The organism is Streptomyces sp. VNUA24 (assembly GCF_029167005.1).
GTDB lineage: Bacteria > Actinomycetota > Actinomycetes > Streptomycetales > Streptomycetaceae > Streptomyces > Streptomyces scabiei.
The window spans coordinates 7309308-7330527 of sequence record NZ_CP119143.1; the positions used below are offsets into that span (position 1 = coordinate 7309308).

Genomic DNA, 21220 nt, shown 5'->3' on the forward strand with positions numbered 1-21220 from the left:
TGGTCTGTTCTCCCGGGTCACTGGTGGTCCTCTTTCACACCGAGCGCGGCCAGCAGCCGTTCGCGGTAGTCGCCCAGCAGGGGGTCCCGGTACGAGCGCGGGTGCGGGCGGTCGATGGTCAGGTCGAGGCCGATGCGGCCCTCTTCGAGCACGAGGACCCGGTCGGCGAGCACGATCGCCTCGTCGACGTCGTGGGTGACGAGCAGGACGGAGGGCCGGTGCCGCTCCCACAGCTGCCGGAGCAGGGTGTGCATCCGGATCCGGGTGAGCGCGTCCAGGGCGCCGAACGGCTCGTCGGCCAGCAGCAGTTCGGGGTCGCGGACCAGCGAGCGTGCCAGTGCCGCGCGTTGGGCCTCGCCGCCGGACAGCTCGTTCGGCCAGGCGCGCTCGCGGCCCTTCAGCCCGACCTCGGCGAGCGCCTCGCGGCCCCGGCCGGCGGCCTCCTTGCCCTCGGTGCCGAGCAGCACGTTGTCCAGCACCCGCCGCCAGGGCAGCAGCCGGGAGTCCTGGAAGACGACGGACACCCGGTCCGGCGCGGTGAGCCGCCCGCTGCCGGCCACCTCGTGGTCGAGCCCCGCGACCGCCCGCAGCAGCGTGCTCTTGCCGGAGCCGCTGTGGCCGAGCAGGGCGACGAACTGTCCGGCGGGGATGTCGAGATCGATGCCGTCGAGGACGGTGCGGCCGTCGAACGAGCGCGTGAGCGACCGCAGTTGTACGGCGGGACGGTCGACGGTGGCGGTGGCGGTGGCGGTGGCGGCGGCCGTGGCCGTCGCGGTGGCCGGCGCCGTAGCCGACGGCGATGCGGGTCCGGTGGTCGTCAGCTGCTCAGTGTGCGTCGCCATGACAGCACCCTCCGTTCGATGAGACGGACCGCGCTGTCGGAGATCAGGCCGAAGATCCCGTAGACGACCAGGCCGACGAGGATCACGTCGCTCTGGCCGTAGTTCTGGGCCTGGAACATCATGTAGCCGAGTCCGTTGGTGGCGTTGATCTGCTCCAGCACGACCAGGCCCAGCCAGGAGCCGGTCACTCCGAGCCGCAGGCCCACGAAGAAGCCGGGCAGCGCGCCGGGGATGACGATCTGCCGGACGAACCGGAACCTCGACAGGCCCTGCACCTCCGCCAGTTCGACGAAGCGGCTGTCGATGCCGGCCAGCGCGGCGTGGGTGTTGAGGTAGATCGGGATGTAGACGACGATGGCGATGATCGCGATCTTGAACGTCTCGCCGATGCCCAGCCAGAGGATGAACAGGGGGATCAGACCCAGCGTCGGGATCGCCCTGTTGAGCTGGACGGTTCCGTCGATCAGGGCCTCGCCGACCCGGCTGAGCCCGGAGGCCAGCGCGAGCGCGACACCGGCGGTCAGCCCGATCGCGAACCCGGTCCCGGCCCGCTGCAACGAGGTCAGGATGTCGGTCCTCAGCGTGCCGTCGGTCCACAGGTGGACGCCCGTCTCCAGCACCGTCCAGGGCGCCGGGACCGCGGCCGGGTCGAGCTGCCCGGCGGCGGAGGCGAGAGCCCAGAGGGCGAGGAACAGCACCGGCCCGACGAGCCGGGAGGCGGGCAGCCGCTTGCCGGGGGAGAGGCGCCGACGCCTGCGGACCTGGGAGGTCCGCTCGGTGGCGGGAGCGGTGGGGAGAGCCGTGGCGGGGGCGGTGGGGAGAGCCGTGGCGAGGGCTGTGTCAGGGACTGCTTCGGCGGGAGAGGCGGCGACGGTCGTGGGGCCCCCGGTGGCCGTCGAGGCGCCCGCGGTCACGGCGCTCACTTCCGGTACTCCGCGGGCACGGCCTTCGCCGCGATCCGCTCGAACCGCCGGTCGAACAGCGAGCCGACGTCGAACTTCTTCACGAAGCCGCCCTCCGCCAGCAGATCCGCGGTCTCCTGCTCCCACCTGATCGCCTCGTCCCAACTCGGCGGGAACAGCGGCTTGTTGGCGAGCGCGGTGATCGACTCGGCCTGGGGGAGCGTCAGGTTCTGGGTCTTCACGTAGAACTCCTTGTTCCAGATGTCCGGGTTCTCGTACTGCCAGACCGCGCCCTTCGCCCAGTACGGGATGTACGCGGCGACGGCGGCCACCTTCGCGGAGTCGCCCAGCACGGAGGCCGGCGCCCACAGCAGGTTGAGCAGGTCCACCACGTCGGTGGGGATCGTGCGGGCGCCCTTGGCCCGGTACTGCTGCAGATAGGCGGGAGCCTGCTGGTTGGCGAGCGGCGCGACGTCCACCTGGCCCGACTGCAGGGCGGTCAGGAACTGGTTGCTGGTGAGCGGGACGAGTTCCGCGTCGTCGTACGCGAGGCCCGCCTCCTTCAACGCCCGCAGCAGGACGACACCCTGTGCCTGCCCCTGGGAGAAGGCGAGCTTCTTGCCCCGGAAATCCTTGACCGACCTGATGTCGCTCCCGGGCTTGGTCGCGAAGAGATAGTTAGGTTTGCGGGTGACGTTGATCGCGACGATCTTCGCGTCGTATCCCTGGTAATGCGCCTGGATCGGCGGAATACCCGCATTGTTGGCCACGTCCAGCGAACCGGCGCGGAAAGCGTTGATGACGTCGGGCCCCGCGCCGATGTTCGCCCAACTGCTCACCCTGAACGGCAGATCGTCGAGTTTCGCCAGCTTGAGCTGCAATTCCTGCTGACTCTGGAAGGAGGCGATCTTCAGGCTCGTCCCCGCGGGCACCTTGGTGGGCAGGGGCGCGTCCGCGGCCGTGCGGGCGGTCGCCGCGCTGCTGTCGGCGCACCCGCTGAGGCCGGCCGCCGCGGCCGTGACGCCGAGCAGGGAGGTGAGGAAGAGTCGCCGGTCGAGACCGGGCGCGGCGGAAGAGGACATGGGAGAACCCCCGGAGGAATGAGGAGAACGATGGGAAGGCGCACGGAAGCGGTGCGGGCACCGCCGCCCATGCGGACGGCGCGAAAGCCGCCGCGGAGCGAAGCCGTGAAGCGGTGAGGGAAACGGTGGAGCGGTGAGGAAACGGTGGAGCGAAGCTGCGGAAGGAGAATTCACGCAGGAGGAAGAGCCGCGTCGGCCGGAGTGCGAGAGGCACTTCGGAACGTCAACGTGTCAGCAACAGAGGGTGCGACAACTCGTGAGCAGCATGAATACGATGTTCCCGGTCCTCGGTATTGCCTGTCAACATTCGGAGTTTCTGAATTAACCGGCCTCGGCCGAGACCCGGTCGAGACGGGCCAACGCCCCCAGCGGGTCCCGGTAGAGCACGTCCAGGGCCACCGCCCCGCCCGCCACGGCCAGCACGGCGTCGGGGAAGCTGGTGGACCTCACGGCCGCCGCCCGGTCCGGCCCGACGGCCTCGTGCAGCGCGGTGAGACAGTCCTCCCGGCCGATGATCCCGATCTCGGTGACGACGACGGTCTCCGGGTTCAGCACGTCGAGCAGCAGCTCCACCGCCCGCCCCACCAGCCGCGCCCGCTCCACCAGCAGCCCCGCGGCCACCGCGTCGCCGCCGGCCGCCGCCTCCAGCACCCGCACCGGGTTCGAGCCGTCGATGACCCCGGCCGCCCGCGCCCGCCGGCACAGCGTGCGTTCGCTCAACTCGGCCTGGAGGCACCCGGTCCGGCCGCACGCGCAGGTTTCGGTGCCGCCCGGCAGCGGGAGATGGGCGATCGCCCCGGCCTGCGAGCGGGGCCCGTGGTGCACCTCGTCGTTGGTCGCGAACGCCGCGTCGACCATGTTGCCGACGAACAGATGCAGCACGCTCCGGCTGCCCCGCGCCCGCCCGAACAGCTGCTCGGCGCCCACCAACGCCCGCGCGTGCCCGTCCACATGGACCGGCAGCCCGGTCCGGGCGGTCAGGATCTCCCGTACCGGCACCTCGCGCCAGCCCAGCAGCGGATGCTCGACGACCGTCCCGGTCTCCCGGTCCACCCAGCCGCCGGCCGCGAAGCCGACGGCCAGGGGCCGGCAGTCCGGCGCCGCGTCCAGCAGGGCCCGGAGTTCGTCGGCGGCCCGCGCCAGGACCGGGGCGGGATCGGTGGAGCCGTGCTTCAGCCGCCGCTCCTCGACGACCCGTCCGCGCAGGTCGAGCAGGGCGACGGTCGTGTAGGGCACGGCCACATGGACACCGCCCACCACGAACCGCGAGTCGTCCAGGTCGAGGGGCACGTGCGGACGCCCCGTCCCCTTGGCCCGCCGGGGCGGTTCGGCCTCACGGATGAGGCCGAGCCCCGTGAACCGGGCGCAGTAGTCGGTCACCGAGGCGGGGGAGAGCCCGGTCACCCGGGCGATGTTGCTCCGCGCCACGGGCCCGTGCTCCAGCACGGAGCGCAGCACCACGCTGGCACTGGTCCGCCGCCGGTCGCTGTCGGCGGCACGCGGCACGGGGGACGAGGCGGGAGAAGGGGAGGCGGAGGAGGGGGCGGGAGCGTACAGGGTGGGTGCTGCCGCGGCATGGGGCATGACGATCATCCTCGGGAACGGGTCCGACACTGCGCCGTCTCGAAGGGCGAGGCGTGCCGGAGCCGCCTCACCCGGGACGGCGACAGGTGGCCGTGCCCACGCGTCGCAGGTCGACATAGCGACGCGACGAGAAGTACCGGGCCTGAGCAACCATGCGCCCGAAGCTAGCAAAACGGCCCACCGCTGCCCAGACGGCGACCGACGGGCGAGACGGCGTCTGTCCACGCCGCTCACCGGATTGGTGAAACCCTACAGATCCCTTGGCAGGCGCTTTCCCGGCCTCAGGCCATCCCACCTCAGTGACCGGCGTCACGCCGTACCGGGTGTAACAGGCATCCTTTGTCGGAAGCCCATCAAGCCGTCGTTCCCTCCTTTGTCGCATGCTGACGGTGCCCGGCGCACGGGACCGGGGATAGCGTCACGGTGTCCCAGCCGACTTCACCCGCCGGAGTGAGCCCGAACATGAGCACCGCCGCCACGTCAGCCCGCCCCGGCGAGGTCCTCGCCGACCTCCTGCCCGTCTCCGGCGCCCGCGTGCGCGACCTCGCTCTCGTGGTCGGCGGCGCCGCGCTCACCGGGCTCGCCGCGCAGATCGCCGTGCCCGTGCCGGGCTCCCCGGTCCCGGTCACCGGTCAGACCTTCGCCGCCCTGCTCGTCGGCACCACCCTGGGCGCGAGCCGGGGCGTCGCCTCGCTGAGCCTGTACGCGCTGGCCGGGCTCGCCGGTGTGCCGTGGTTCGCGAACGGCACCTCCGGTGTCGGCGTCTCCTTCGGCTACATCCTCGGCATGATCCTGGCCGTCGCCGCCGTGGGCGCCCTGGCCCGTCGCGGCGGCGACCGCTCGACACTGCGCACGGCGGGCACGATGCTCGTCGGCGAGGCGATCATCTACGCCGTGGGCGTCCCGTACCTCGCCGCCACCGCCGACATCAGCCTCTCCTCCGCCGTCGCGCTCGGCCTCACGCCCTTCCTGATCGGTGACGCCCTCAAGGCGCTCCTGGCCATGGGGCTGCTGCCCACGGCCTGGAAGCTCGTGAAGAAGTGACGCGGCGCGGTTCGGGACGGAGCACCTGAAGAAGGAGCACCGCCAGGTAGCAACGCCCCTCGCCCAGAGGTTCGCCGGGCCGGTCACCGCGACCGCGCCCGGCGGACCTCTTTCGGCGTTCAGGACTCCTGACGGGCCCTGCGCCGGTCCCACCACAGGCCCGCCGCGCCCGCGGAGACGAGCGCGGCGCCGGCCAGGCCGAGCGGCACCACACGGTCGGCCGGACCCGTCTGGGGCAGCTCGTCCGGGGCGTCGTCCTTCCCGCCGCCCGCGCCACCGTCACCGCTCCCGCCGCCGTCACCGCCGCCCGGGGTGACCGGGCTGTTGTCGGTGCCGAGGAGCAGCGGGGTGGCGGGCTCGTTGGGTGACTGGTTGGTCGCGCCGAACGGCACCGGACCCTGCTGCCAGAAGGTCTTCGAGCCGTCGGAGTTCTGGACGGGCAGACAGATCCTGCCCTTCTTTCCCAGGTCGTACGTGGCATCGATCGCATACGTCTTCGAATTTCCGGCCGGTAGATCCTCGATCCCGCACGCGAAACCACTGTTCGCACCCTCGGGAAGATCTCCGTCCGGAATTGCTGAACATCCTTCGACATTCTTGACCGTCAGGCCGTCGAAACCGACCACGAGCAATCGGATTTCACCGCTCGCCTTGCTGCCCGCGTTCTTCACGACGCCGGTGATATTCGTTTCCTGCGACGTGTTGTCGACTTTGATCTCCTTGGACAGCAGCGTCGAGAGCCGCACTCCGGACGGTGCCGCGTCCACGGCCTTTCCCCCGTGCCCGCTCAGTCCCCCCTGGTCGTCGGCCGCCGCCGCGAAGCCCAGGAGCAGCACCGACGTGAACGAAGCGGCGACCAGCGATCCGGCGATGACGGTCCTCCGATGAGAACTCATGTTCCCTCCCCCTTGCGTCCCCCTGACCGTGCCTGAATTCACGGCCTATGAAGAGGTACCACAAGATTTCTCCGCACTATGCTGGTGCGGGGCGAAGTGTGACCAATGCGCGACTTTTTGTTTCTGCTGGTGCATGACGGTCAGTTGGTGAAGGGGGTCAGGGGGATGCCGGAAATAGCGTGGGGTGGTGTTCCGGGTCTTGTGGTGGCCGGCCGATATCGCCTGGTCGCCGGAATCGGCCAAGGCGGAATGGGCCGGGTATGGCGGGCCACCGACGACATGCTCGACCGGCAGGTCGCCGTCAAGGAAATGCGTATCGACGGTCTCGACCCGGAGGACAGCCGCACCCGACGCGAGCGAACCCTGCGGGAGGCCAGGGCCACGGCCCGTATCGACCACCCCCATGTCGTACGCGTCTACGACGTCGTCGACGCGGGCGACCGGCTGTGGATCGTCATGGAACTGGTCGACGGCCGCTCCCTGGAGCAGGTCGTGGCGCAGGACGGCCCCCTCGGCGTGCGGGACACCGCACGGATCGGCCTCGAACTCGTCGACGCCCTCGGCCAGGTGCACGCGCAGGGCGTCCTGCACCGCGACATCAAACCGGCCAACGTCCTCGTCAAGCGCACGGGCGCCCACCACGCCGTCCTCACCGACTTCGGCATCGCCGCCATCCAGAACGCCGAGGCCCTCACCATGGCCGGCATGCTCGTCGGCTCCCCCGACTACATGGCCCCGGAGCGGGTCTCCGGCCGCCCCCAGGGACCGCCCTCCGACCTCTGGTCCCTCGGCGCGACCCTCTGCGCCGCCCTCGGCGGCCGCTCCCCGTTCTCCCGCGCCACCACCCTCGCCACCCTGCACGCCGTCCTCTACGAGGAGCCGGAACTGCCCCCGGCCGCGGGCCCCCTCCACGACGTCCTCGCCGCCCTCCTCGCCAAGCAGCCGGAGTCCCGGCCCGGCGTGCCCGAGCTCACGGAGACGCTCCGCCGCCTCGCCACGAGCCCGGCCCCGGCCACGCGGACGACCGAGCCGAGGCCACCGGGAGCGCAGGAGCCGGCGGGCACGGCTGGGGCGGCCCCCGGACCGGCAGCTCCGGGCCTCGCCGAGCCCGCGACGCGCTCCGCAGTCGGCGCCACGAGCCCCGCGACCGGAGCGGGGGACACGGTGACCGGGCCCGGGGGAGAAGGAGACCCCGGCGGCACGCCGGAGGACGGTATCGCCGCACCCGAGGGGCCGGCCCCCACGGCATCGGAGCCCGTGCCCGTGCCCGTGGCCGGACGACCTTCTGCAAGGCGGCCGGAGCTGGCCTCGGCGGGCCCGACTCCTCTGAGCGCCGAGGCACGCCCGTCGCCCGCCCCCACCCCGGATGCCGAGGCACCGCCCCCACCCGCCGGACCCCCGACCCCGACGCATCCGACCCCGACGATACGGAACCGGCCCACGCCTCTCACCGACCGCCCCACCACCCCCGTCCTGCACCGCACCCCCGTCCCGACGCCCCCCACCTCCTCCGCACCCCCGCCGACGAGCACCCCCGAGCTCCCCCCGACGACCGCTCCGGCACCCCCCGACGGCGCCGAACTGCCGACCCGCCCCCGGCCCGCGCCACCCGCCGTATCTCCGCCGCCCCGGCGGGACCACCGCCGCGCCGGACTCCTCGCGGTCACGGCCCTCGCCGTGACAGCCGCCGTGGCCGCGGTCGTCGTACCGGCGATGAACGGCGCGTCCGACGACGAGAACGACAACAACGGCAAGAGCGGCGGGACATCGACCTCGGCCTCCCCGTCCCCCAAGACCCCCACCCGCACCCCCGACCCCACCGTCGCCGGCACCTCGCGCCCGCCCGAACTGCCGCCCGGCGCACGGACGGAGGCCGGAGTGTTCGCCTGGGTGCCGCCGGAGGGGTTCTCGCGGGAGGTGCACGCCGGGGCGGAGGTGCACTACACCTCGCCCGACGCCCGCCAGGAGATCGTCGGCAAGGCGTCCCTCGCGCGCGGCGATCTCCTGGAGCAGTGGCGGAAGAAGGAGAGGAGCACCGCCGAGGGGCCGGGATACGAACGGATCCGCCTGGAGGAGACCGAGTTCCGCGGCCGGCCCGCCGTGGTGTGGGAGTACACCGTGATCGCCCAGGAACTGCCCTGGCACGTCCGCTCGCTCGGCTTCGACACTGGCGGCAAGTCCTACCAGCTCACCACCTGGTACCACCCCGACATCGGGGACCGCGCCCTCCCGGTCTACGAGAAGGTCGAGAAGACCTTCACCCCCTTGTAGACCCCCTGCCGTAGTTCCCCGTTATGTTTTCCGCGGTCCTGCAAGAGGGCCGCTGGCCTCCGGGCCCGGCATGACTGTGTCCCCCTGTCGAACGGATGACCTGGGGGGTGATGTCACCGGGCCCGGAAGGTGCCGTCGGAGACGCTGATGAGAGGTCCGGCCACCGTCCGGTCCGGCGCAATGCCGGACAGCTCGCGGGCGGCAGGTCTGCATAACGTGGATGCGCGCGTACGACACCACTGCCGAGGCCGGCACACTCAACTCCCCTGGAAGGGCACGATGGTCGACACCGAAGACGTGGGCGTGTTCCTCGGCCTGGACGTCGGCAAGACGGCCCACCACGGCCACGGGCTCACCCCGGCCGGGAAGAAGGTCTTCGACAAGCAGCTGCCCAACAGCGAGCCGAAACTGCGGGCCGTCTTCGACAAACTGACCGAGAAGTTCGGCACCGTCCTGGTGATCGTGGACCAGCCCGCCTCGATCGGAGCCCTGCCCCTGACCGTCGCCCGGGATGCGGGCTGCCAGGTCGCCTATCTGCCCGGACTGGCCATGCGCCGGATCGCCGACCTCTACCCGGGCGAGGCGAAGACCGACGCCAAGGACGCCGCGGTGATCGCGGACGCCGCCCGCACCATGCCCCACACCCTGCGCACCCTGGAGCTGGCCGACGAGATCACCGCCGAGCTGACCGTGCTGACCGGCTTCGACCAGGACCTCGCGGCCGAGGCCACCCGCACCTCCAACCGGATACGCGGCCTGCTCACCCAGTTCCACCCGTCACTGGAACGCGTCCTCGGCCCCCGCCTCGACCACCCCGCCGTCACCTGGCTGCTGGAGCGTTACGGCTCTCCGGCCGCACTGCGAAAGGCCGGCCGCCGTCGGCTGGTCGAGGTGATCCGTCCGAAGGCACCGCGCATGGCCGCACGACTGATCGACGATGTCTTCGATGCCCTCGACGAGCAGACCGTCGTCGTCCCCGGCACCGGCACCCTCGACATCGTGATCCCCTCCCTGGCCGCCTCGCTCGCCACCGTCCACACCCAGCGCAGGGCCCTGGAAGCCCAGATCAACGCCCTGCTGGAGGCCCACCCTCTTTCCCCGGTCCTGACGTCGATGCCCGGCGTCGGCGTCAGGACCGCCGCAGTCCTGCTGGTCACCGTCGGCGACGGCACCGGCTTCCCCACCGCCGCCCACCTCGCCTCCTACGCCGGCCTCGCCCCGACCACGAAGTCGTCCGGGACCTCGATCCACGGCGAACACGCACCCCGAGGCGGAAACCGGCAGCTCAAACGCGCCATGTTCCTCTCCGCCTTCGCCTGCATGAACGCCGACCCGGCCTCCCGCACCTACTACGACCGCCAGCGAGCCCGCGGCAAAACCCACACCCAGGCCCTCCTCCGCCTCGCCCGTCAACGCATCAGCGTCCTGTTCGCCATGCTCCGCGACGGCACCTTCTACGAACCCCGCATCCCCAAGGACGTCGAACTCGCCGCATGACCCCAGCCAGCCAATCCACCCCAACCTGGGCGCCTTGACGAAAGACATAGAGGCACCCCCCGACGACGAAAAGGGGCCCGGCGGCGGACGAACCGCCACCGGACCCCGGCCCTGCGTCGACGGCCTCGGCCGCCCGCGCTCAGCGCACCGTGTCGGACACCTCGGCAGCGGCGGACTTCCGGGCGCCCAGCCGCTCCTTGGCGACCGCGATGCCGACGACGACCGCCGCGACCAGCAGCGACAGCAGCAGGATCTCCCGGTTGCCGTGCTCGGTGTCGGTGAGCATGTAGCCGAGGACGAAGAGGATCAGCCCGATCGTGGCCCACGTCAGATACGGGTACAGCCACATCTTCACGACGAGCTTCTCCGGCGACTCCCGCTCGATGATCCGGCGCATGCGCAGCTGCGAGAAGCAGATGACGAGCCACACGAACAGGGCGACCGCGCCGGAGGAGTTGACGAGGAAGAGGAAGACACCCTCGGGGAAGAAGTAGTTGAAGATGACGGCCACGAACCCGAAGACGACCGAGGAGAGGATGGCGGCCATCGGCACGCCCCGGCTGTTCGTGCGGCCGAACGCGCGCGGCGCGTCCCCGCGCTCGCCCAGCGAGAACGCCATGCGCGACGCGGTGTAGAGACCCGAGTTCAGACAGGACAGCACCGAGGTCAGCACGATGAAGTTCATGATCTGGCCGGCGTGCGCGATGCCGAGGGAGTCGAGGGCGGCGACGTAGGAGCCCTTCTCCTTGATCGACGGGTCGTTCCACGGCAGCAGCGTGACCACGACGAAGATCGAGCCGAGGTAGAAGACGCCGATGCGCCAGATGATGCTGTTGGTCGACTTGGTGACGGCCCGCTGCGGGTTCTCCGTCTCTCCGGCGGCCAGCGTGGCGATCTCGCTGCCCATGAAGGAGAAGACGACCAGCAGCACACCGATGAGGATCGCGCCCGCCCCGTGGGGCAGGAACCCGCCGTGGTCGGTCAGGTTGGACAGCCCGGCCTTGTCGGTGTCGGCCCCCGGCAGCACGCCGAACACCGCGAGACCGCCCACCACGATGAACGCGGCGATCGCGACGACCTTGATCCCGGCGAACCAGAACTCGAACTCACCGTAGGAGCCGACCGAGACCAGGTTCGTCGCGGTCAGGACGACCATCACGATCAACGCCCAGCCCCACTGCGGCACCGCCGGGATCCAGCCCTCCAGGATCACCGCGCCCGCGGTCGCCTCGACCGCGAGCACGACGACCCAGAAGAACCAGTACAGCCAGCCGATCGAGAACCCGGCCCAGCGGCCGAGCGCGCGGTCGGCGTGGGCCGAGAACGACCCCGACGTCGGGTTCGCGGCGGACATCTCACCGAGCATCCGCATCACCAGCACCACCATCGTGCCGACGAGCGCGTACGACAGGAGGATGCCGGGGCCCGCGGTGGCGATGCCGGAACTCGACCCGACGAACAGGCCGGCTCCGATCACACCGCCGATCGCGATCATCGACAGATGGCGGTTCTTGAGACCGGCGTGCAGACCGGGGGAGGGAGGTGAGGACGAGCCAGGGGAATCCGCCTGGGGCGGCAGGGTCGGCTGCGAGGTCATGGGGGGAGGTTTCCTTTGCGCCGTGGTGGGGACTTCCGTGCGTCTGCCCAGTGACCGACCGATCGACTCTCGTCCGAGCGGGAAACGAGAGGCGGCGGTGAGGGTCCGGCTGAGCCGTTGTAAAGATCGGTCCAGTGAATCGGAGGTGAAAGGATTCCAGAACCTTTGAATCCAGATCGTTACTTGAGGTTTACTTGAGGATTCGTCGGGCAGCTCACGTTTCGTTGGGTCCGCACCCCGTCGTGCCACGCCGAAACACGCGTGTCACACTCGGACCATGCGCGTCTACCTCGGCTCTGATCACGCCGGATACGAACTCAAGAACCACCTCGTGGAGTGGCTCAAGGCCGCGGGCCACGAGCCCGTCGACTGCGGGCCCCACATCTACGACGCCCAGGACGACTACCCGCCGTTCTGCCTCCGCGCGGCGGAGCGCACGGCCGCGGACCCCGGGTCCCTCGGCGTCGTCATCGGCGGCTCCGGCAACGGCGAGCAGATCGCCGCGAACAAGGTGGCCGGTGTCCGCGCCGCCCTCGCCTGGAGCGCCGAGACCGCCGCGCTGGGCCGCGAGCACAACAACGCCAACGTCGTCGCCGTCGGCGCCCGCATGCACGCGCAGGAGGACGCGACGAAGTTCGTCGAGACCTTCCTCAACACCCCGTTCTCCGGTGACGAGCGCCACATCCGCCGCATCGACATGCTGGCGGCGTACGAGACCACGGGCGACCTGCCCCCCATCCCGGCGCACCACCCCCAGCCGTAGCGATCCGGCGTTCGTACGGACCTGAGAAGCAGGGGGCGCAGCCCCCGCTTCTCAGGGGCGCGGGGAACTGCGCGAGCACCCCCACCGACCGGCACCCGAGAACGCGCCCCGACCGCCCCCACCCACCCTGCCGAACCCCCGGAGGACCCCCGTGCCGGAGGGGCACACCATCCACCGCCTCGCCGAGGACTGCCGCACCCACTTCGGCCCGGCAGGCGACGGCGTCGCTCGGCCCGTCCACGTCACCAGCCCCCAGGGCAAGTTCGCCGACGCCGCGGCCCTCCTCACCGGCACCCCGCTGCACACCGCCGAGGCCCACGGCAAGCACCTCTTCCTGCATTTCGGCGACCCCGAGGCCGAGGAACGGGTGCACATCCACCTGGGCCTGTTCGGCAAGGTCACCTTCGGCCCGGCCCCCGCGCCCCCGCCCACGGACACCGTCCGCCTGCGGCTGCGCGACGACACGTCGTACATGGACCTGCGCGGCCCGACGACCTGCGCCCTGATCACCGAGGCCGAGAAACGCGCCGTGCACGCCCGCCTCGGCCCCGACCCGCTCCGCGCCGACGCCGACCCGGCCCGCGCGTACGCCCGTGTCTCCCGCAGCCGTACGACCATCGCCGCGCTCCTCCTGGACCAGAAGGTGATCGCGGGCGTCGGCAACGTCTACCGCGCCGAGGTCCTCTTCCGGCACGGCATCGACCCCTACCGCGCCGGCAAGGACATCACCCCCGCGGAATGGGACGCCGTCTGGACCGACCTCGTCGGCCTCATGCGCGAGGGCGTCCGGCACAACCGCATCGACACCGTCCGCCCGGAACACACCCCCGAGGCCATGGGCCGCCCGCCCCGCGTCGACGACCACGGCGGCGAGGTGTACGTGTACCGCAGGGCGGCCCTGCCCTGCCATCTCTGTGGCGGCGAGGTCCGCACCGCCGACCTCGCCGCCCGCAACCTCTTCTGGTGCCCGGCCTGCCAGCAGAGGTGAGCCCCCCGCCCTAGGTGTATTGATCACGAGCGTTGTTAACGCGGGTCGGTCTTGATCGTGGCGAAGGCCTCCGTGTGTGGTGGAGGTGTCGAATCTTCACCGCACGGAGGCCTTCGTGTCCCACCGTAATGCCCGCCTGACCGTTCACGGCAGGCGGCTGCTGGTCGAGCGTGTCAGTTCCGGCCGTCCGGTCGCGCATGTCGCGGCAGAGATGGGTATCTCGCGTCCCACAGCCCACAAGTGGATCCGGCGCTGGCGGTCCGAGGGCGAACAGGGGCTGCACGACCGCTCCAGCCTCCCCCGGACGACACCACACCGCACCGCGGCGGCCGTGGAGGCCCGGGTGTGCCGGCTGCGCCAGACCCGCAAACTCGGCCCCGCCCGCATCGGCCCGATCCTGGGCCTGCCCGCCTCGACCGTGCACCGCATCCTGGTCCGCCACGGCCTGAACCGTCTGGCCCACCTGGACCGGCCGACCGGTCAGGTCATCCGCCGCTACGAACGCGACCGGCCCGGCGAACTCGTCCACGTCGACGTCAAGAAGCTCGGCCGGATCCCCGACGGCGGCGGCCACAAGGTGCTGGGCCGCCAGGCCGGCCGGGCCCGGCGCAGCGGCATGGGCTTCGACTACGTCCACTCCGCCGTCGACGACCACTCCCGCCTGGCCTACAGCGAGATCCACGGCGACGAGAAGGCCGCGACCTGCGCGGCCTTCCTGCGCCGGGCCGCCGCCTTCTTCGCCGCCGCGGGTATCGAGCGCATCGAGCGGGTGCTGACCGACAACGCCTGGCCCTACCGCAAGAGCTTCGCCTGGCAGGAGGCCCTGGCCGACCTCGGCGCGACCGGCAAGCTCACCCGCGCCTACCGGCCGCAGACCAATGGCAAGGTCGAACGCTTCAACCGCACCCTGCTCGACGAGTGGGCCTACCTGCGGCCCTACACCAGCAACACCGAACGCACCGCAGCCCTGGCAGACTTCCTCCACACCTACAACCACCACCGCTGCCACACCGCACTCGGCGGCCAGCCACCCATCACCCGCGTCAACAACCCTGCGGGTCAATACACCTAGTGACCTGAGTCGGAGATTCGTCGTTGGTTTGGTATGAGTCGTCCGGGTCCGAAGATTCCGCCGTTGTCGGTGACCGATGCCCAGCGAGCCGTGCTGGAGGGCTGGGTGCGTCGCCGCACGACGGCTCAGGCGCTGGCCCAGCGGTCGCGGATCGTGCTGGAGTGCGCCGACGGGCACTCGATCATGGAGGTGTCACGCCGGCTGCGGGTCACTGCGGACACCGTCCGCACCTGGCGGCGACGTTTCCTCGAACGGGGCCCTGGACGGCCTGTCCGACGAGCCGCGGCCCGGCGTCCCGCGGAAGATCACCGACGCTGACGTCGAGCGGGTCATCGTCAAGACACTTGAAGAGAAGCCGAAGAACGCCACCCACTGGTCGACTCGGTCGATGGCGGCGGCCACGGGCATGTCGCAGTCGGCGATCCCGCGGATCTGGCGCGCGTTCGCCCTGGCGCCGCACCGGTCGCAGACCTTCAAGCTTTCCACGGACCCGCTGTTCATCGACAAGGTCCGTGATGTCGTCGGCCTGTATCTCGACCCGCCGGAGAAGGCTCTGGTCCTCTGCGTGGACGAGAAGTCCCAGATCCAGGCCCTCGACCGGTCCCAGCCCGTGCTGCCGATGGTTCCCGGCGTTCCCGAACGCCGCAGCCACGACTACGTCCGCGCCGGCACCACCACGCTGTTCGCCGCACTGGAAGTCGCCACCGGCAAGGTGATCGGCTCCCTGCATCGGCGCCACCGGGCCGTGGAGTTCAAGAAGTTCCTGACCAAGCTCGACAAGGAAGTCCCCGCCGACCTCGATGTCCATCTGATCCTCGACAACTATGTCACCCACAAGACGCCTGTCATCAAGAAGTGGCTGCTTGCGCACCCGCGCTTCCATCTGCACTTCACACCGACGAGTTCGTCCTGGCTGAACCTGGTGGAGCGGTGGTTCGCCGAGCTCACGCAGAAGAAACTCAAGCGAGGCGTTCACCGCTCCGTCCAGGCCCTTGAACGCGACATCCGCGCTTGGCTCGCCGACTGGAACGAACACCCCAGACCGTTCATCTGGACGAAGACCGCCGACGAAATCCTCGACAAAGTAGCCGCCTACTGCCGACGAATCTCTGACTCAGGTCACTAGAAGCCGTGCGGCAGCCAGGGCGCCGGCCCGGACGCGAGGAACCCCACGGACGCCTCCGCCAGCGCGCCCTGCCGCAGCTCCCGCACCAGCCCCGCCCCGGCCAGCGCGGACAGGCTCGCCCCGCCCAGATAGGCCGCGCCCAACTCCCGTACGTCGAGGGAGAGATCGGCGGCGTCCGCGGTGCGCTCGCAGGTCGCGCCCTTCGGGTCGCCGGTGAGCCGCCAACGCCCCTCGTTCCAGGGGCAGAAGGAGTCCTCGACCTCGAACACCACGTCCAGCGGGGCCTGGTAGGTCCGCAGGCGCAGCGCCGCGCCCACGTCCACGAGCCGCAGATACAGATCGTCGGTGAACCGCAGCGCGCAGCGCCGGATGTCCGACACCAGGTGCAGCAGCGGCTCGTCGACGGGCAGCCGGTGGGCGACGACGCTCGACGTCAGGTCGATGTCGAAGAGGAACCGCCACAGCGCGGCACGGGCGGCCGGGTCGAGGGCCTCCAGCGCGCTCAACTGGACGACGCCGTCCGCCCCGCGCGGCCCCCAGTCGGACTTGACCCGGAAGCGCGCGTACCCGACCACATCCGTGCCCTCGCCGTCGGTCCGCTCGGCCACCACGCACTGCAGGGGTGAGGCACCGCCGCGGTGGCGTTCCGTGTCGAGCAGTTCCACCCGCTCCCAGCCGGGCTGCCGGGCCAGCATCCCCGGCCGCTCCGGCACCCGGCGGGCGTACACCGCCTCGCACACGTCGAGCACCTCGGACGGCTCGGCGTAGCGCAGTCGTACGTCGTCGGTGCCCGGCGGCACGGACAGCCGCACCCGGGCGCTGTCGATGTCGGCGGCCAGGCGGCGCGTGGCCAGGCCGTACCCGAACCGGCCGTAGATCGCCGGCTCGGACGCGGTCAGCACGGCCAGCGGCTCGCCCCAGGAACGGATGTCGTCCAACTGCCGCCGCATCATGGAGGTCAGCACCCCGCGGCGCCGGTGCGTGGCCGCGACTCCGACCATCGTGACCCCGGCCGCGGGAACGGCCGAGCCGCCGGGCACGGTGAGACGGAAGTCGAACGCCCCCGCCGTACCCACGCACCGGTCGCCCTCCCACACGCCGACGCAACGGTCGTGCACGGTGAGCGCGTCCCACAACTCGCGCTCCTCCGGCGGTTCGGGGGTGCCGCCGAAGGCGCGGATGAGGTTGTCGTACCAGGGGTCCCAGTCTTCCTTGCGCAGCGCCCGCAGCTCAGTCGTCATACGCCATGCCTAGCAGCACGATCCTGTACGGGCGAACGAATTTGACCCGCGCGTCGCCGTTCGACGTGGGATCCTTCACAGGTGCCGCACGGAGGGCGCACGGGGGCCGAACGACGCGTTCCGGTGTGAGATCTGTGTGAGATTCGTCGTGAACCGGCCCTCGGAAGGGGGACAAGTAGGACCTCCTGTGCACAGGGGCTGGTCCGATGGATAAGGTCCCGAACAATGGCAGCAGGACGAGAGCGGCGCGCGGCGGCCGATACGCTCACGGCCCGGATGAAGAAGCTGGTTCACCGGGTCCGCACCGGCGTGCGCAAATCCGCCGTCGACTACTTCCGCGGGGACGGCTCCGACTGGATCGCCCTGGTCGGCCTGCTGCTGATGATCCCGCTGATCGCCTGCCTCACCCTCGTCAACGAGGTGTGGTTCTCACCCGCCGTCCTCGTCCTTCCCATCGTCGCGGGCGGCCTGTTGCTGCGCCCCGCCAGCCTTCTCGGCCTGTACGCGGCCGCCGCGACCGCGCTGATCGTGGAGTCGGTACGGCTCGGCCCCTATACCGAGGGCCCGGCCCGGGTGACCCCCGGTGTCGTGCTCGTGGTCGCCGCCTGCGGTTTCTTCGGCCTGCTCATCGCCCAGTTCCGCAGCCGGGTCGGCGTGCCCTGGCGACGCGGCGGCACCATGCTCTTCGACCTGCGCGAACGCATCCGGGTCCAGAGCAAGTTGCCGCAACTGCCCGCCGGCTGGCACCGCGAGATGGCCCTGCGCCCGGCGGGCGGCCAGTCCTTCTCCGGCGACTTCGTCGTGGCCGCCCGCACGAACGGCGGCCGCACCCTCGAAGTCGTCCTCACCGACGTCTCCGGCAAGGGCATGGACGCGGGCTCCCGCGCCCTGCTCCTCTCCGGCGCTTTCGGCGGTCTTCTGGGATCGCTCCCACCGCACGCCTTCCTCCCGGCGGCCAACGGCTATCTCCTCCGCCAGGACTGGGACGAGGGCTTCGCGACCTCCATCCACCTCGTCCTCGACCTCGACTCCGGCGACTACGAACTCTTCTCCGCCGGCCACCCGCCCGGCCTCCAGCTCAGCGCGGGCACCGGCCGCTGGGAGGAGAAGGCCGCCGAGGGCCCCCTCCTCGGCGTCTACGACGGCGCCCAGTTCGACCCCGTCAAGGGTTCCCTGCGCCCCGGCGACGTCCTGATGCTGTTCACCGACGGCCTCGTCGAGACCTCCGACCGGGACATAGTCGAAGGCATCGACCGCCTCACCGGCGAGGCCGACCGCTATGTCGCGGGCGGCTTCCACGGCGCCGCCTGGCACCTCATCGAAGCCGTGGCCAAGGACGTCAACGACGACCGAGCCCTCCTCCTGATCTGCCGAGAAGGCCCCACAGCCACCCGCCCCTGAACAGCACAGGTCGAAGCCCCTGCCACCCAGGGGCACGGGGAACGGCGCAAGATCCCCACTGAACGTGCACGTGGTTCTCGACGGCGCAGCCCCCCGCTTTTCAGGGGCGCGGGGAACGGCGCGAGAACCCCCACCGGACGTACACGTGGTTCTCGACGGTGCAGCCCCCTGCTTTTCAGGGGCGCGGGGAACTGCGCGAAAACCCCCACCGGACCGGAACATGGGGGTCGAAGGGGCGCAGCCCCTGGGGGAGGGACGGGTAGGGGCGGCGGGGGCGAAACCCGGATCGGCACCCACCAGTCACCACCCCACCGCACCCCACACCCACCACACGAAGGAGCCCAGACCCCATGCCCTCGACCCCTCTCTCCCTCCCGGAAGTGGAAACCCTGGCCAGAACGGCCCACGCCGCCCAGAAGGACAAGGCCGGCCGCCCCTACACCGAGCACCTCCAGGCGGTCGCGGCCGGCGTCACGGCACGAGGCGGCGACGAGGACCAGATCGCCGCGGCCTGGCTGCACGACGCGGTCGAGGACGACGCCCTCACCGAGACCTGGCTCACCGAGGCCCCACTGACCGCCCGCACCAAGTCCATCGTCCTCGCCCTCACCAAGCGCGAGGGCGAAACCCCGGAGACGTACGCCACCCGCATCCTCGACACCCCGGGCGCCCTCCTCGTCAAGCAGTCGGACCTCGCGCACAACGCGAACCCCGCCCGCCTCGCCGTCCTGGACGAACCCACCCGCACCCGCCTGACCCGCAAGTACGCCCACATGCGAAACCTCCTCGGCCTGCCGGACGAACCGGCGGCCGAGGAGGCCACGGACAACACCTGAGAGAGAACGGGAGCGAACGAGAGCGAACGGGAACGACGGACCCCGGCGTCGGAGGCGAGGGTCGGAGACCCCGCGCCTACGTCCTGGCCCCCACCTTCCCCCGCTCGCGAGCCAGCTCGGCGGCATCCCGCTTGAACGCCCACTCCATCTTCGGCTCCATCGCGAACCGGAACATCCGCTGCACCGGCGGGGTGCACAACACGGTGATGACGGCGGCGGCGAGGAACGTGGCGAACAGCTCGCCGAGCGGCTGGTACACCCACGCGTTGGCGTCGTACCAGTCCCAGAAGCGCGACCCCTTCGCGAGGAACCCGTGCAGCAGGTAGCCGTACAGCGTGCCCGCGCCCAGCACGGTGAACCACATCTTCCGACGCGGCACCCAGGCGAAGAAGCACGTGGTCAGCACCATGGAGCAGCCGAACAGCGCGAAGGTCATGACGATGCCCGCCCACCACGGCGCACCCAGCTCCTGCGCGCTGTCACGGTGGTAGAACCAGGCCGAGTTCATGTCCGGGCCCAGCCAGTACGCCATCGCCAGCGCGCACCCGGCCACCGGCAGGGACAGGATCCGCACCTCACGGCGCCGCATGAACTGGAAGTGCGCGGGCTTCATGAACAGGCCGACGACGAAGAACGGCAGGAACTGCAGGACACGCTGCAGGTCCAGGTCGTCACCGATGTCGGGCGAGACCGAGGCGAGCGCCGCGATGGCGAGCGCCACGGGGACGGGCCAGCGCACGACCTTCCACAGCGGTGTCGTCAGCCGCCACACGAACAGCGCGATCAGGAACCAGGTGAGGTACCAGGGGTCGAGCAGGCTGATCGGGTGGGAGGGGTCGTCGTCGCCCCACCGCTTGAAGAAGGAGTAGGCGATCTCGAAGAGGACGTACGGCACGGCAATGCCGGTGACCAGCCTGCGGAGCCGGTCGGGCCGCATGTCGAAACTGCGCGAGAAGTAACCGGAGATGATGATGAACGCCGGCATGTGAAACGTGTACACGAACATGTACAGCGCCTCGGCGGCGCGGCTGTGGTCGGTGAGCGGCTCCCACGCGTGTCCCATCGCCACGAACACGATGGCGAGGTACTTGGCGTTGTCGAAGAACGCGTCACGTTGTTTGGCCGGTCTGGCCTCGGGGGAGGCACCACCTGGCGTCGGCTGGGGAGACGAGGACTTCAGCGAGCGCGGACTCGGCACTCCGTCTGCGGACGGTTGTAGTGGCTGTGCCGGCGGGAGCGGCGTCCCGGGCCGGCCGTGCGGTCGCAGCGAGTTCGTCACAGACCCTCCCTCCGGAAACTCCGGAGGACGGTCCGAGCACTCGCTGCGCAAGCGGGGGACGAGGCAGCGGTGAACATCTGAGGCACCCTAGCGTTGTCTGTGCGATTACGTAAAACCACCCACGTGAATCCTGTATTGAGGGGTACGTGTCCTCCCCGCGTACCCGGGATTCGTGAAGTCATGACCAGGTGAAGCGTCACAACGTGTCCACCGGACGGCAGATGGCAACCACCGGTCTGTCCGCATTCATCCCGACTAAATGGTGCATACCGTGCGCAGGCGACTCCGGTGAAATGTCCGGTTAATTACCGTCCTGCCCGGGCCTCTTGATGTGTCGGTGGCAACAATTCGAATTACCTGCGCACGGGTTGTGTGTGCACGGAAACGATCATCGCGAATTCACCCGGGGTGCGGTCCCGTTGACCGGGGGCGGGGGTGGCGTGCGTGCGGTGACGTGGCCGACGTTGCCTCAGCCGCTGCATAGGACGGCCTGGTTGGTGGCACGATGGTTCTGGCGGGGTGCGCGTGGGGTCGGCACCCCGGGCCGGGTGCGGACCGACCGAGGGTGTGATCTGTGTGGCCATTTCGCTGTCAGTGGTGCTCTTGCTGGGGATCATCCTGGTGGTGCTGATGCGAGGAGGGACGATCAAGGCCGGACCGGCCGTCGTCGCCATCCTCTTCGGCTTCTTCCTCGCCTCGACGGGCATGGCCGACGACATCCAACGCTTCCTGAACTCGATAGCGGACACCATCAACTCGATCCAGTTCTAGACCGTGTCCGGAGTGACCGCCCGAACAC

The 21220-nt window shown here is 70.5% G+C and carries 17 protein-coding genes and 1 pseudogene; 10 read left to right on the forward strand and 8 right to left on the reverse strand.

Annotated features, from left to right (window positions below):
- Positions 1-17: 17 nt before the first annotated feature.
- From PYR72_RS31315 to PYR72_RS31330, 4 genes are all read right to left on the reverse strand, one after another.
- Positions 18-842 carry an ABC transporter ATP-binding protein gene (locus tag PYR72_RS31315; protein WP_275458390.1) on the reverse strand — a complete coding sequence of 275 codons (825 nt, stop codon included), beginning with the start codon at positions 840-842 and terminating at the stop codon, positions 18-20.
- Positions 818-1765 carry an ABC transporter permease gene (locus tag PYR72_RS31320; protein ID WP_275458391.1) on the reverse strand — a complete coding sequence of 316 codons (948 nt, stop codon included), beginning with the start codon at positions 1763-1765 and terminating at the stop codon, positions 818-820. The genes PYR72_RS31315 and PYR72_RS31320 overlap by 25 nt, the downstream gene beginning before the upstream one ends.
- Positions 1762-2826: an ABC transporter substrate-binding protein gene (locus PYR72_RS31325; RefSeq protein WP_275458392.1), complete on the reverse strand. Its 1065-nt coding sequence runs from the start codon at positions 2824-2826 to the stop codon at positions 1762-1764. Before PYR72_RS31325 ends, PYR72_RS31320 begins: the two co-directional genes overlap by 4 nt.
- Positions 2827-3147: 321 nt before the next feature.
- The gene (locus tag PYR72_RS31330) at positions 3148-4410 is read right to left on the reverse strand and encodes an ROK family protein (protein ID WP_275458393.1); all 1263 of its coding nucleotides are present in this window, start codon (positions 4408-4410) and stop codon (positions 3148-3150) included.
- Positions 4411-4872: 462 nt separating this feature from the next.
- Here PYR72_RS31330 and PYR72_RS31335 point away from each other — a divergent pair, with 462 nt between their 5' ends.
- Entirely contained in the window at positions 4873-5454 is a 582-nt protein-coding gene (locus PYR72_RS31335; RefSeq protein WP_041669753.1) for a biotin transporter BioY, read from the forward strand.
- A gap of 119 nt (positions 5455-5573) precedes the next feature.
- Here PYR72_RS31335 and PYR72_RS31340 read toward each other — a convergent pair whose 3' ends face one another.
- Positions 5574-6350 carry an LPXTG cell wall anchor domain-containing protein gene (locus tag PYR72_RS31340; RefSeq protein ID WP_275458394.1) on the reverse strand — a complete coding sequence of 259 codons (777 nt, stop codon included), beginning with the start codon at positions 6348-6350 and terminating at the stop codon, positions 5574-5576.
- Between the two features lie 105 nt (positions 6351-6455).
- Between PYR72_RS31340 and PYR72_RS31345 the strand changes: the two genes are divergently transcribed.
- Both PYR72_RS31345 and PYR72_RS31350 read left to right on the forward strand, forming a co-directional pair.
- Positions 6456-8621, forward strand: a complete 2166-nt coding sequence (locus tag PYR72_RS31345; RefSeq protein WP_275458395.1) for a serine/threonine protein kinase — start codon at positions 6456-6458, stop codon at positions 8619-8621.
- A 279-nt stretch (positions 8622-8900) separates the two neighbouring features.
- A complete protein-coding gene (locus PYR72_RS31350) occupies positions 8901-10118 on the forward strand; it encodes an IS110 family transposase (protein ID WP_275454541.1) in 1218 nt (405 codons plus the stop codon).
- Between the two features lie 139 nt (positions 10119-10257).
- Here the strand turns inward: PYR72_RS31350 and PYR72_RS31355 are convergent, their stop codons facing one another.
- The gene (locus PYR72_RS31355) at positions 10258-11715 is read right to left on the reverse strand and encodes an amino acid permease (RefSeq protein WP_275458396.1); all 1458 of its coding nucleotides are present in this window, start codon (positions 11713-11715) and stop codon (positions 10258-10260) included.
- A gap of 277 nt (positions 11716-11992) precedes the next feature.
- On the opposite strand from PYR72_RS31355, the gene PYR72_RS31360 reads away from it, so the two are divergent.
- The 4 genes and pseudogenes from PYR72_RS31360 to PYR72_RS31375 all read left to right on the forward strand — a co-directional run bounded on the left by PYR72_RS31360 (position 11993) and on the right by PYR72_RS31375 (position 15664).
- The gene (locus PYR72_RS31360) at positions 11993-12478 is read left to right on the forward strand and encodes a ribose-5-phosphate isomerase (RefSeq protein WP_275458397.1); all 486 of its coding nucleotides are present in this window, start codon (positions 11993-11995) and stop codon (positions 12476-12478) included.
- A gap of 151 nt (positions 12479-12629) precedes the next feature.
- Positions 12630-13466: a DNA-formamidopyrimidine glycosylase family protein gene (locus PYR72_RS31365; protein WP_275458398.1), complete on the forward strand. Its 837-nt coding sequence runs from the start codon at positions 12630-12632 to the stop codon at positions 13464-13466.
- Between the two features lie 115 nt (positions 13467-13581).
- Entirely contained in the window at positions 13582-14538 is a 957-nt protein-coding gene (locus tag PYR72_RS31370) for an IS481 family transposase (protein ID WP_275458399.1), read from the forward strand.
- Between the two features lie 33 nt (positions 14539-14571).
- Positions 14572-15664, forward strand: a pseudogene (locus tag PYR72_RS31375) (IS630 family transposase).
- Here PYR72_RS31375 and PYR72_RS31380 read toward each other — a convergent pair.
- Positions 15661-16905: a GNAT family N-acetyltransferase gene (locus tag PYR72_RS31380; RefSeq protein WP_275458400.1), complete on the reverse strand. Its 1245-nt coding sequence runs from the start codon at positions 16903-16905 to the stop codon at positions 15661-15663. The pseudogene PYR72_RS31375 and the gene PYR72_RS31380 sit on opposite strands and share 4 nt — an antisense overlap.
- A 225-nt stretch (positions 16906-17130) precedes the next feature.
- Here PYR72_RS31380 and PYR72_RS31385 point away from each other — a divergent pair, with 225 nt between their 5' ends.
- Together PYR72_RS31385 and PYR72_RS31390 are read left to right on the forward strand one after the other, a co-directional pair.
- Positions 17131-18306, forward strand: coding sequence for a PP2C family protein-serine/threonine phosphatase (locus PYR72_RS31385; protein WP_275458401.1), 1176 nt, complete (start codon positions 17131-17133; stop codon positions 18304-18306).
- 350 nt (positions 18307-18656) lie between these two features.
- On the forward strand, positions 18657-19142 hold the full coding sequence (locus PYR72_RS31390; protein WP_275458402.1) for an HD domain-containing protein: 486 nt from the start codon (positions 18657-18659) through the stop codon (positions 19140-19142).
- Between the two features lie 76 nt (positions 19143-19218).
- Here PYR72_RS31390 and PYR72_RS31395 read toward each other — a convergent pair whose 3' ends face one another.
- Complete coding sequence (locus PYR72_RS31395) at positions 19219-20421, reverse strand: acyltransferase family protein (RefSeq protein WP_275458403.1); 1203 nt, start codon at positions 20419-20421, stop codon at positions 19219-19221.
- A 576-nt stretch (positions 20422-20997) separates the two neighbouring features.
- Here PYR72_RS31395 and PYR72_RS31400 point away from each other — a divergent pair.
- Positions 20998-21192 (forward strand): hypothetical protein, encoded by a 195-nt coding sequence (locus PYR72_RS31400; protein ID WP_033526477.1) that lies wholly within the window; start codon positions 20998-21000, stop codon positions 21190-21192.
- Positions 21193-21220 lie beyond the last annotated feature (28 nt).